At 60.4% G+C, this 11868-nt stretch carries 12 protein-coding genes; 1 reads left to right on the top strand and 11 read right to left on the bottom strand.

From position 1 onward, the window contains the following. Positions 1-50 precede the first annotated feature (50 nt). From OOF89_RS01380 to OOF89_RS01420, 9 genes are all read right to left on the bottom strand, one after another. Positions 51-1124 carry a DUF354 domain-containing protein gene (locus OOF89_RS01380; protein WP_266077824.1) on the bottom strand — a complete coding sequence of 358 codons (1074 nt, stop codon included), beginning with the start codon at positions 1122-1124 and terminating at the stop codon, positions 51-53. Further along, positions 1121-2194, bottom strand: a complete 1074-nt coding sequence (locus OOF89_RS01385) for a GNAT family N-acetyltransferase (protein WP_266077825.1) — start codon at positions 2192-2194, stop codon at positions 1121-1123. The genes OOF89_RS01380 and OOF89_RS01385 overlap by 4 nt, the downstream gene beginning before the upstream one ends. Before the next feature lie 89 nt (positions 2195-2283). Continuing rightward, positions 2284-3177, bottom strand: coding sequence for a polysaccharide deacetylase family protein (locus OOF89_RS01390; RefSeq protein WP_266077826.1), 894 nt, complete (start codon positions 3175-3177; stop codon positions 2284-2286). Continuing rightward, positions 3161-4222: a non-hydrolyzing UDP-N-acetylglucosamine 2-epimerase gene (gene wecB, locus OOF89_RS01395; RefSeq protein WP_266077827.1), complete on the bottom strand. Its 1062-nt coding sequence runs from the start codon at positions 4220-4222 to the stop codon at positions 3161-3163. Before wecB ends, OOF89_RS01390 begins: the two co-directional genes overlap by 17 nt. Then, positions 4219-5202, bottom strand: coding sequence for a glycosyltransferase family 2 protein (locus OOF89_RS01400; protein WP_266077828.1), 984 nt, complete (start codon positions 5200-5202; stop codon positions 4219-4221). Before OOF89_RS01400 ends, wecB begins: the two co-directional genes overlap by 4 nt. Further along, the gene (locus tag OOF89_RS01405; RefSeq protein ID WP_266077829.1) at positions 5203-6558 is read right to left on the bottom strand and encodes a nucleotide sugar dehydrogenase; all 1356 of its coding nucleotides are present in this window, start codon (positions 6556-6558) and stop codon (positions 5203-5205) included. Next, complete coding sequence (locus tag OOF89_RS01410) at positions 6555-7532, bottom strand: Gfo/Idh/MocA family protein (protein WP_266077830.1); 978 nt, start codon at positions 7530-7532, stop codon at positions 6555-6557. The genes OOF89_RS01405 and OOF89_RS01410 overlap by 4 nt, the downstream gene beginning before the upstream one ends. Further along, positions 7525-8601: a DegT/DnrJ/EryC1/StrS family aminotransferase gene (locus OOF89_RS01415; protein WP_266077831.1), complete on the bottom strand. Its 1077-nt coding sequence runs from the start codon at positions 8599-8601 to the stop codon at positions 7525-7527. Before OOF89_RS01415 ends, OOF89_RS01410 begins: the two co-directional genes overlap by 8 nt. Continuing rightward, positions 8598-9176, bottom strand: coding sequence for an N-acetyltransferase (locus OOF89_RS01420; RefSeq protein ID WP_266077832.1), 579 nt, complete (start codon positions 9174-9176; stop codon positions 8598-8600). The genes OOF89_RS01415 and OOF89_RS01420 overlap by 4 nt, the downstream gene beginning before the upstream one ends. A 416-nt stretch (positions 9177-9592) precedes the next feature. Here OOF89_RS01420 and OOF89_RS01425 point away from each other — a divergent pair, with 416 nt between their 5' ends. After that, on the top strand, positions 9593-10144 hold the full coding sequence (locus OOF89_RS01425) for a DUF7344 domain-containing protein (protein WP_266077833.1): 552 nt from the start codon (positions 9593-9595) through the stop codon (positions 10142-10144). A 55-nt stretch (positions 10145-10199) separates the two neighbouring features. Here OOF89_RS01425 and OOF89_RS01430 read toward each other — a convergent pair whose 3' ends face one another. Both OOF89_RS01430 and OOF89_RS01435 read right to left on the bottom strand, forming a co-directional pair. Then, positions 10200-10409, bottom strand: a complete 210-nt coding sequence (locus tag OOF89_RS01430; RefSeq protein ID WP_266077834.1) for a hypothetical protein — start codon at positions 10407-10409, stop codon at positions 10200-10202. Next, positions 10406-11839, bottom strand: coding sequence for a hypothetical protein (locus OOF89_RS01435; RefSeq protein WP_266077835.1), 1434 nt, complete (start codon positions 11837-11839; stop codon positions 10406-10408). The genes OOF89_RS01430 and OOF89_RS01435 overlap by 4 nt, the downstream gene beginning before the upstream one ends. Positions 11840-11868: the final 29 nt, after the last annotated feature.

Raw genomic sequence — 11868 nt, forward strand, 5'->3', positions numbered from 1 at the left:
CGAACGTTCCAGCGCGACAGGGCGGTCGTACCGATGGGATGGGTCCCCCCTCATCGTCTCGAAACCGCCACCGTCCGCTCTATCGGTTTCGCCGTCGGAACGGCTTTCGTGGCAACGTCTACGATAACGTCGGTCAGATTCACCTTGTCCGCGAGGTACGCGTCCCGTTTCTCACACAGCCGTTCTTTCGCGGAATCGTCCGCGAGAATCGTCAGCGATTTTGCCAGCACGTCCTCGAAATCGCGGAAGTTGTGGATGAGCCCTTCGCGTTCGAGTTCGAGGAAGTTTCCCATGTCCGATTCGCCGACGAACGAGTTCGACCGAATCGCGGGCGTTCCGAGCAATGCGGCCTCCGTGACCATCGTCTGTGTATCCGCAACCAACAGGGACGCTTCCGCCAGCGCGTCGTGAAGCAGTGCCGGATGGAGGTCGAACGACCGGGCGTCGCCGGGTGCCGGATTACCCCCTTCGTCCGAGACGAACACCGTCGCCTGTTCGGAGAGCGCGGAGATGAGCTGCCGTCGTTTCGCGGGCGAGAATCCGGAATGCCCCACGTCGTGGTGTGACCCGAATGCGTTGAACCGGACGATGACGAACTCCTCGTCCGGCCCGACGCCGAGTCGATTCCGGATGATCGGGTCGGGGTCGTACACCTCGGGATGAAGATACGCGAGTTCCTTGAAACCGCGGAACTCGTAATGTTTCTCGCCGAGATCCTTGCCGAACGTGTGTGGCGTGAGGAACGTATCCACGAACGGGCGGGCGACGACGTGGTCGATGGTCGTCGGTTCGGAATCCGCCACGACGACGACCGGGGTTCGTGTGAACGCTCCGGCGTGGGCCGCGTACGACCCGACACCGAAGATGAGGTCCGGACGATATCGACGGGCACGCCGGAAGATTTCGAAGTACTGTTCGGGCAGTTCGCGGAACAACGAGAACTTCGTCGTCTCACACTTCCCGTAGATTTCGTGTGGCAAGTCGTAATACTCCAGTAGGGCGCGAGTACAGCCGTAATCGCGCCCGAGGATGAACACGTCGTGTCCACGCTCGCGCAGGGTTTCCACCGCGTGTCGATAGAGGTGGACGTGCGCGGGCGTGTTGGTGAAAAATAGGTACTTCATCCCCTGACAAACTGGTATGCTCGTTTTGCGACGTCCATCGTTCTGCCACTCGATTCCACCAGATAGTACGGAACGAGGTCGGCACCGAACTTGGCTTTGTATCGGCAGAGCCGTTCCGTGTTCGCCCCCATCAGGTCGTAGGTAGTCACCGATTCGACCGGCGACCCTGAGACGATATCCTCGATGATGTGCCAATGGACGAGACTGTTCACGCTCGTCCCTTCGTAGACAGCCCGTGCACCACCCTGCCAGAAGTACGCCGCGTCGTTGGAGTAGAGCGCCGTGATGCCACTCAAATAGTTCCCCGACGAGTCGCGGGCGACGTACGTCTGGGCGTGGTCGTCGAGTCCTTCCCAGAGGTCACGGACGTACTCCCACGACAGGCCGAGGGTTTCGTTCTGTTCATCGTAGCGTGCGACGGTATCCCTGTACACCTCACGCGCGCCCTCGATTCCCTCGCGTGAAACGGTAACCTCCAGTTCTTCCGCGTCCCGAATCTCCCGTCGAAGGCTCTTGCTGAACGACTTTTTCACCGCATCCGGCGTCGTCGATTCGAGGTTCAAGTGGTATGTGAAGTACGGTTCGACATCGAGATTCCCCCAAACGTACGGTCGCGGGTCCCCGTAGGCAGTGCCACAGAGCATGCGGAACAGGGTCAATCCCGACTCCATCTGTTCGCCCACACGCCGTGCAACCGGAGAATCGAACCCGACCTGAGCGAGCTGCTCGGTGTAGTCGGCTCGGATCCGGTCGAGGACGGTTTCGGTGAACTCCCGGTTTACTTTTTCCTGCTTTCGTCGTTTCGGACTCGTCGGCATCAAAATCGGCCCGAGTCGCGGTATCGCTAACCCCGGTGGTGGCGAGAGCGCTGCCGTCCCGAGCGGTCCGTTTCGGACGACGACCGGAAGCAGGGCGATCGCTTGCTGTCCTTTGAATCCCCCATACAGGCGAAGCTCCCCTACCGTATGGCGCTCGATGACGGCGAGCGCTTCGGGGAGGTGAAACACCTCAAACCCGTTCGAGGGGAGTTCGTTTTCCCATTCTTCGAGGTCTAGACGTTCGACTCTCATTCGTCTCGCCAGTCGATAGTGCTGGTTTTCACTTTGTTATCCCCTGCCTGTCTCGAAAAAGAGAGACCCAACCCCGAAGCAGGGAGTGGCTACGACCCGTGCAGGCCCGCCGTGCCGGTCGGTGTACGCGACGGAGTCGCAATCCTATCGACGAGGTCACCCGGCGGGCCGACCCAGGCACCACGTTCCAATGCGCCCTCGATGAGCTGGCGATAGAGTCGGCGATGACCGGGGTACTCAGCCGCGAACATTCGGGGATGCCAAAGAGCCGTCATGACCGCATCGTTTTCCGCGGCTTCGTCCAGCAGTTCTTCGCACCGTTCCCACGCTCGATCGAAATCGGTTCCCGGGTTCGGCACTGCGATGTCCATCATCGTCAACGGGAAGACGAGGAAATCGTCGTCGAAGGGTCGTTTCACCTCGTAGCCATGCTGGAAGCCACATTCGCTGCTCGACCCGAGCGTCGCGTCGTAGTCGAGTCCGATATCGCGGTGGTGGCTCCACGTCGAGTCGCCACGGTTGAGATGATGCTGACGACCGCCGCGAATCGTATGTCCCAACGCGGCTTCGAGCGCGGCTTTCTGCTCGCGGAGCGCCTCCGGGTCGTCGTAGGAGTCATACGATCCGTGAAGTCCGATTTCCCACCCTCCGTCGTCCAACTCGTGAAGCACGTCCAGAATGTCGGTGTCGAACAGGTCGTACCGACCGAGATGCTCTATCCAGTAGCGTGGAGTGAGCCACTCGTTCGGCCGTTTCTGGAAAATCGACTCCTCTTGCAGGAAGTAGAACGCGGACCGAACGCCCAACGAATCTTCGAGGTCCATGATCTCCTCGAACTGCCACCACGGGTTGACGCCCGGCAGGAGCGCACCGAGGTGTCGAGGGTTTTTATCGGCGATCGCGTAATAGGGTGCCTGTAATCCCTTGTACGGTCGGTCAACGTCGTGTGTCAAACAGAGTTCGAACTCATATTCCGGTAGCATCTTCGAGCACCTCCACGATCGTTTCTGCCGCGTTCCCATCGCCGTACGGCGTGGGCTTCTCCTCGGGTTTCGTCGTCGTTCGCATCGCGCGCCGGATCGCATCCCCGTCAGCACCGACTAGCGTGTTCCAGTCGCTTTCGACCGTCTCCACCCACTCGGTTTTCTCGCGGAGGGTGACACATGGAGTATCGAGGAAGAAGGCCTCCTTCTGGACACCACCGGAATCCGTTGCCACGACCGCCGCCGAATCCAGTAGGGCGACGAACTGCCGGTAGCCGACGGGGTCGGTCAGGGTCAGTTCGCGGTCCGCGCGTTCGTACAGGCCGAACTCTTCGAGACAGCCGACCGTTCGCGGATGGGCCGGAAGGACGACCCGTCGCGGGTCGTCCGCCAGCGCATCGACGATCGCTTCGAGTCGGTCCGGGTCGTCGGTGTTCGTGTCCCGGTGAACCGTCGCGAGGACGAACTCCTCATCCACTACGCCGAAATCCGAGAGAACGCTTTTGTCCGCCCGTTCCCGTGCCCACAGGAGGGCATCGTAGCCCACGTCGCCCGTGAAATGAACCCCATCCGTGATACCCTCGGATTCGAGGTTTTCCATCGCATCGAGCGAGGGTGCGAGCAGGAGATCACCGGCGTGGTCGGTGAGCACACGGTTGGTTTCTTCCGGGATGGGGCTCCCACTCCGCATTCCAGCCTCGACGTGTGCAAGTGGCGGAGTCATCTTCGACGTCGCGATGGCTGCCGCGAGCGTCGAGTTGGTGTCGCCGTACACCAGCACTACGTCCGGGGTTTCGTCTTCGATTCGCGCTTCGAGTCCGGCGAGCATCTCGGCGGTTTGCCGTCCGTGAGTGTTCGACCCGACGCCGAGATTGTAGTCCGGGCGTGGAATCGACAGTTCTTCGAAAAACACCTCGGACATCTCTTCATCGTAATGTTGGCCGGTGTGGACGAGCACTTCTTCGTGGCTGTCCCTGAGCACCCGCGAGACTGCCGCGGCCTTCACGAACTGTGGACGTGCACCGACGACGGTCAGGACCTTCATTCGTCAGTCACCTCCCATTCGTCACGTATCTCCAGCTCTTCGTTCGCCTGCCTATCGAAGGTCATGGCAAGAACGAGGCAGAGGCCACCGAGGAGCGTCGCCGAAAGGCCATCGCTCGTTTCACGACGGTTTCGAAGCACGGTGAGCAGGCCCGCACCCGTTCCCACTGCGCCGAGTCCGTACAGGAATGCGAGCGGGTGGAAATCCCGAACGAGGTATTTTGCTTTCAGTCGCCAGAGAAAGCCCCACAATAGTAGTCCCGAAAGTTTCGGGACGAACGTCGAGTAGCGAATCGTGCTCTGTTCGTCACCGTACACCGCAGGCATGGTCACGTCGGCGACCCGCATGTCGTGGACGTTCAGACGAACCAGCAGCGCGTTTGCGAAGCCGTAATCGTCGTATACGTCCTCGATGGCTAGCTCCGACAGCGCTCGTTCGGAAATCGCGGTGTAGCCGTTTTGGGGATCCACCATTCCCCAATAGCCACTGGCGACCTTCGTGAGGAAGGTGAGGAGCCAGTTGCCGAAACTCCGCCACGCCGACATTCCTTCGCGGAATCCCGGCGTCGAAAGGCGATTCCCTTTCGTGTAGTCGGCACGCCCATCGACGATCGGTTGAATGACACGGGCTAGCATTTCGGGCTCCATCTGGCCGTCCCCGGCCATGACTGCCGTCACGTCGATATCTTCCTCACGAGCGCGACAGTAGCCGGTTTTGATGGCCGCACCGACGCCCCGATTCTCCGAATGTCGAATCGGGACGACGCGTTGGTCGAACGCGGTATCCGTCTCACCGCCGTCCGTAATCGGGACAGTTCGTCCGGCGTGCGCACGAATTTCCTCCCACGTTCCGTCCGTCGAACAGTCGTCTATGGCATACACTCTATCGACGAAATCCGGGACGGTATCGATGACGCGCCCGACGAGTCCCTCCTCGTTGTACGCCGGAATGACGACGGCGACGGTATTTCCCTCGTACATTCAGTCGCCTCCGATGGTGTAGATGCGGTGATCCGTCCACGACAAGTCGAGGGCATCACGGCCATCGACGACCACCATGGGGTCGAACCCGGCCCAGTCGATACCCGCGAACTCGTCGTGGTCGGTGACGAGCACTGCGGCGTCGAACTCGTGCTCGGCGAGGTCCTCGAACGCGAGTTTCGTCGCGTCGAATCCCTCGGCGTCGTCCAGCATGGGATCAACCGCGAACACGTCGGCACCGCGCTCGGTCAGGTCGGCACAGATGGGCCGTGCCGGTGTTGCCCGCGTCTCCTCGACGCCAGGACGATAGGTCAATCCGAGAACGAGAATCCGCGAATCGGCGACCGCTTTCCCGTGCTCCGCCAGCAGCTCGACGGTCTTTTCGACCGTGAATCCCGGCATCGAATCGTTCACTTCGCGAGCGGTACGGAGGAGCGGGAACGGCGCTTCGAACTGCTCGATGAGGAAGTACGGATAGTAGGGAATGCAGTGCCCTCCGACACCCGGACCTGGTTTGTGGAGATCACAGAACGGTTGGGTATTCGCCGTCTCTATCGCGCCGTTGATACTGATTTCGGCGTCATCGGCGATGGAGGCGAGTTCGTTCGCCAGCGCGATGTTCACGTCGCGATAGACGCCTTCGAACACTTTTACCGCCTCCGCGGTCGTCGCGTTCGGAACCGAAATCACGTCGTTGTCAGTTAGTTCGCCGTAAACGAGTTCCGCGACCCGAGTGCTTTCATCGTCGATGCCACCGACCACCTTCGGATACGCGCCGCGAATGTCCTGCAACGCTCGCCCGCTGGACGTTCGCTCGGGACAGACAGCAAGCCCGAACTCCTCGCGTGAGAGATCACTCTCTCGCTCCAACAACGGGAGCAGTTCGTCGCGGGTCGTTCCCGGTGGTACCGTACATTCGACCACGACGAGGTCACCCTGATCGAGACCGTCCGCGATGGATTCGATCACCGACTGGAGGATGGCGAGATCCGGTTGGTTCGCGTCGGTGATCGGCGTCGGCACGATAACGACGTGAATCGACGCCCGATCCGCCGCCTCGACCGGCGATTCGACTGCCCGGAGAGCCCCCGATTCGACCGTTTCGGAGACGAGTTCGTCCAATCCGGGTTCGCGCTTGACGTGGCAGTCGCCCCGGTTGATGGCCGCCACCACGTCAGGGTCGATATCCGCACCGATGACGTTCCCACACGTTTCTGCGTACACCGCCGCGAGCGGGAGGCCCATCTTGCCGAGTCCGTACACTGCCACCGGAATCTCGCCTGACAGAAACGCGCTTCGTTGGTCGTCCACCGAGGCATCGCTCCCGTAGAGGGTTTGAATTTCCCGCAGACTCACCCGAGATGCACCTCCCGTTCGCGCAGTCCCGAGGCCAATCCGTCGATTTCCCGTGCAACTTCCAACACGCGGAGGCCATCTTCGCCGGTTACGACCGGGGTCGAACCGGTGGTCGCACTGCGAACGAACGACCGCAGTTCGTTTTTCAACGGTTCGCCGTTTTCCACGGTCGGGCGCTCGACGATGCTTTCGTGGCGATAGCGAAGATCACCGTTTTCCTCGATGTACTCCGGCATGGAGTGGCGGTGAATCTCCACGGATTGGTTGGTGTAATCGACGTTTACCCGGCACTCCTGTGCCGTGATCGAAAGCTTTCGGACTTTCTCCTGCGTCACTCGACTTGCCGTCAAACCGGCGACGATACCGCCTTCGAACTCGATGCTCGCGCTGGCGTACCGATTATCCTGCGTTCCGACTGCCGCGACCGATGCGATATCGTCGTCCACGATGGAGAGGAGGACGTCCAAATCGTGAATCATCAGATCCATCACCGCGCTCACGTCCACGGCTCTCCCCTCCGGTGGGGGACCGAGTCGCTGGGCGTCGATCGCGATGATATCGAGTTCGGACACGATTTCCGAAAGCGTCCGAATCGCCGGGTTGAACCGCTCGATGTGGCCGACTTGTATCATCACGTCTGCCGTATCGGCACGAGCGAGCAGATCCCGCCCTTCCTCCGGTTCGGCGACGAACGGCTTTTCGACGAGGATGTGAACGCCCCCGTCGATGCACTGTTTCGCCATTTCGTAATGGTAGGGCGTTGGAACCGCGATGGAGGCGACGTCCGCCTCGCGTATTGCTTCGTCCATACTGACTGCTTGCGACCCGTGATTGCGAGCGACCTCGTCGGCTCGCGTTTCGTCCACATCGTGAATGCCGACGAGGTTTACCTCCGGCAGCTCGCTGTAGACGCGGGCGTGATGGCGACCCATACTTCCGACGCCGATTACTGCCGCGTTGACTGGTTCACTCATAGCTCGTAATAGCAGATGCGATAGTTCGTACGTCGTCACCCGACAACCCCGGATGGACGGGAAGGGAAAGCACTTCTTCCGCGGCCCGTTCCGAGACGGGGGCGTCGTGCTCGACGTGTTGGTATGCTGGTTGTTCGTGGATGGGCGTCGGATAGTATACACCGGTTCCGACACCCTTCGATTCGAGGTGGCGTTTGAGACCGTCTCGGTCGTTCGTCCGTACAGTGTACTGGTGATACACGTGTCGACAGCCATCGGGTTCGATCGGTGTGATCACGTCCGAACCCCGAAGTCGGTCGGTGAGATACGCCGCATTTGCGCGACGGATTTCGTTGTACTTCGGCAGGCGCGACAATTGGACGCGACCGATTGCCGCAGCCATACTTGTCATCCGGAAATTGTGACCGAGACGAACGTGGTCGTACCCACCGCCGGCAGTCCGACCGTGGTTGATGAAACTCGTCGCGCGTTCGGCGACGTCCCGACGATCGGTCGTCACCATTCCCCCTTCGCCGGTCGTCATGTTCTTCGTCGGATAAAACGAAAAACAGGCGGCGTCGCCGAACGATCCGGCGGGTTTGCCATCGAACGCCGCACCGTGTGCTTGGGCGGCGTCCTCGATGAGTGCGAGGTCGTGCGTTTCGGCGATATCTTGGAGATGGTCCATCTTCGCGGGCAACCCGTAGAGGTGAACCGCGAGGATGGCGTCCGCCTCGTGTTCCCGAACCGCTTCCTCCGTGGCGTACGGGTCGAGCGTGTACGTTTCCGAGTCGATGTCCGCAAACACCGGTTCTGCCCCGGCCAACCGGATCGCGTTCGCGCTGGCGACGAAGGAGAAAGGTGAGGTGACGACCCGGTCCCCGGGGCCGATTCCGAGTGCCGCAAACGCGGCGTGGAGGGCAGTCGTCCCGTTGCTCGCTGCGACGCCGAACTCGGTGCGACAGAAGTCGGCGAACTCGGCTTCGAACTGCCGAACTTCCGGACCGTCTGCCAACTGTCCGCTTTCGAGACAGTCGACTGCCGCGTCGATTTCCTCATCGCCCAGTTTCGGGTCGGCAATGGGAATCAAATGTCGTTCCCTCCTTTCAGCGATTCGGGAAGCGGACGGTGTTCGGCGGGTGCGCCGACGGCAAGCATTCCGGGTGGAACGTCCTCCGTAACGACGGCACCCGCGGCGACGAACGAACCTTCGCCGACCGTGACACCGGGGAGGAGCGTCGCGTTTGCTCCGATCGAAACGTCGGTTTCGAGTGTTGGTCCTTCGAGTTCGAACGACCGTCGAATCGGATACAAATCGTTTGTGAACGTCGCGGACGGGCCGACGAACACCTGATCGTCTATCGTGGTGTTCGTCGGTATGTAGACGTTCGTCTGCAGGCTCACGCGGGAGCCGATCGTCGTTTGACCGTCGATAACCGTGTTCGTTCCGACGACGACGTCGTCACCGATGCTCGTCCCTTCTCGGACGAGCGCGCTGTGGCCGGTTGTAAATCCGTTACCGATGGTTACGTCGTCGTAAATGACGGTTCCCGACCGGATAGTTGCATCCTCGCCGATGACAGGGTCGTCCGAATCATCCGCGTAGGCGTATCCGATAGTTGCGTCCGGGTGGACGCTCCGGTCTCGACTCCGTGGTTCGGTCACCGATGACCACCCCAGAGGGGACACGGGTCGCAGGGCGTGTCAGTGGTTAGTAGTGAGTTCATAGGTTGGGTCGTGGATAGCCCGTTTCGGCCGTTAGGACGGCGAACAGGCATTATTGACTCCATGCCTACCTGTCCTCTTTGTTATACACACCTTGGCCGACGGTAGTTCGAGACTAGCCCTTCCACTGTCACTTGAATCGGCGTAATTCACATTATCCGGCCGAAATGGCGTGGTATACACTCGCTCGAGGAGTGTATGGCGACACTACCCGGAAACAGCACCGTGGTAACAAAGTGAGGAAGGGGCGATAACCGGTATATGCGGTGGTGGCATCTGTGACTGCAGGGTGGTCACGAACCAGAAAGGGGGTGTATTGTTTCCGATGAGCGGTCGCCAAACTCTGTCTTCATACGATGGCTAGCTCCGGACTCTCGCAGGATCAGGTGTTCGAGGTTCTCAAGAGTCCGCGTCGGCGATACGCGCTCTACTTCCTTCGAAGAGAAGGGGGAACTGTCGAACTGTCTGACCTGACCGAGCAAGTTGCGGCGTGGGAAAACGATACCACGCCCACAGAACTGACGAGTGACCAGCGAAAGCGTGTTTACATCTCGCTCTATCAGACGCATCTCCCGAAGCTAGATGACGCTCGAATCATCGAGTACGACCGCGAAGACGGAGTCGTAAGTCTTTCTCGTCGCGCACGGGAACTGGATACCTATCTTGGCGACGTCTCCCGCCCGGAAATTCCGTGGGACAGATACTATCTCGCGCTCTCGTTGGGAAGTATCCTGCTCGTACTCGGCGTCTGGTTCGAAATCTATCCGTTCGTTCTTCTCCCGGGGATCGCGACGGCGATGATAATTCTCGTCGCCTACGCACTCTCGGCGATCGGCCAATACTTCTACTATCGGCGGCGAACCGTCAAAGGAACGCCGCCGGAGTTACGGCGCGCCGAAGGACAGTGACGACGGGGGAGAAACCCTTCTACAGCGGAACGAACTGAAAAGAAAACCACGTTTTTTACACTCGGTCTTCGACGTTACAGACCGAGTTCGACCCCGCGAGGATGAAGGCGTCGTCGCGGAGGAGTTCCTCGTCCTTCGGGAGGAACATGAGGCGACCGGTTCCGTTTTTCTTCGCACGAATCACGTCCCATTCGTCTATTTCGTAGCCGAGGTCTCCCTCGAGGTCGGGGTCGGATGGGAGCTGTTTCCACAGGGAGCCGTTCATTGGTTTGCTCCCACGCGAACCCACGCTTTCGCGCCGCCCTCGATTTCGATGCGTTTCAAGTCGCCCGAAAAGCGGTACGCGTCCTTGCCGCCGACGACTTTGCCCGTCACTCGGGTTCCGTCGATGGTATCGAACGAGTTGACGCTGCCGAGGTCGTCGTCTTTGGCGACCGACCCGCCCACGTCGAACGAGTACTTGCTGGCACCGTCGCTTTGACTGCCGTCGAATACGAGGGTCTTCGGAAGTCCGAGCTTGCCCGGAGTGACGCGTTTTCCGTTGAGATAGATCGTTGCGTTGCCGTCGATCGCAAATTTCGTCAGCGTACCGGCGAACTGGTAGCTATCCGTACCGCCAGCGACCGCGCCGGAGACGGCTCCGTCCTGGATGGTGTCCTCGTCGCTCTTCGACGCACCTCGCGCGGAGGATTTTCGAACCGTCCCCGTCACGTCGAACTCGTAATTCGTCGTCGTCGAGGCGTCGGAGCTCGAAATACTCAGGACGTTTGGAAGCCCCTCGGCCTGTTTCTGCTTTTGCTTCATCGCTTGGTTACGGTTGCCCGAACTACCACCCGAACCGCTCGCCGCTTGCTCCGCCGACATCGGAACGCCTTTCGGCGGCGTCAGGTCGGCCTGATCGCCGGTTCGAACGTCAGTTGTCGTCACGGAACCGCCTCTCGCGGTGGTGATACGGCCAACGATGTCGCAGTTGCGTACGTGGGTCTCACCATACCACGACCAGACCGCGCGAGTGGTGGTCGAACCGGGGGACGAACAGCCGATACGGCATGGTTTGTTCCCGCGCGTATCGACGACGGTGTTCGTGACGTTGCACGGTCGGGATTTCGCGTTGAGTCGCACGTTCGAGATCGTGTTTCCTTTGAAATAGGAGGAATCGACGTGGAGGTTGCCACCGTACCCCTGTGCACCGGGCCCCGAACCGTACAGGCCGTTGTCGATCATCCCTGCAACGTGCACGTTACGGAATTGGATCGTTCCGCGATGTGGGAGGTTCGCGTTGACCCAGACACCACCGCTGTCCGAACCTGCCACTTGCCCATCGCCCATGTAGACGTTCTCGACCAGACCCGTGCCGTCAGTGCTCGAAACACCAGGGTTCAGGAGGTAGTGGCCTCCGGGATGAATACCTTTGAATCCGACGTTTCGGATCGTCCATCCGGAACCGCTCGTTCTGACGAGTGCCGAAGCCCCGTCGGCAGTCATGTCGATGAGGACGTTTTCGAACGTCTCGCCGTCGCCGACGGTGATCGATTTGGTCTGTCCTGCGGGGACGGTAATCGTCCGATACTCCTTTCCAGTGCTCGTGCCCGTCGCCGCAAAGGCCGCCGCTGTGGCCCCTGCGAATTTCAGGTACGAACGTCGGTTTAGAAGCCCATCGGTCGGTAAATCGCGTGCCGCTTCGTCGCGTGCCATGGGTTCAATGCGACGTTACGGATTTAAGT

The sequence above is a fragment of the Haladaptatus caseinilyticus genome (genome assembly GCF_026248685.1).
Taxonomy (GTDB): Archaea; Halobacteriota; Halobacteria; order Halobacteriales; family Haladaptataceae; genus Haladaptatus; species Haladaptatus caseinilyticus.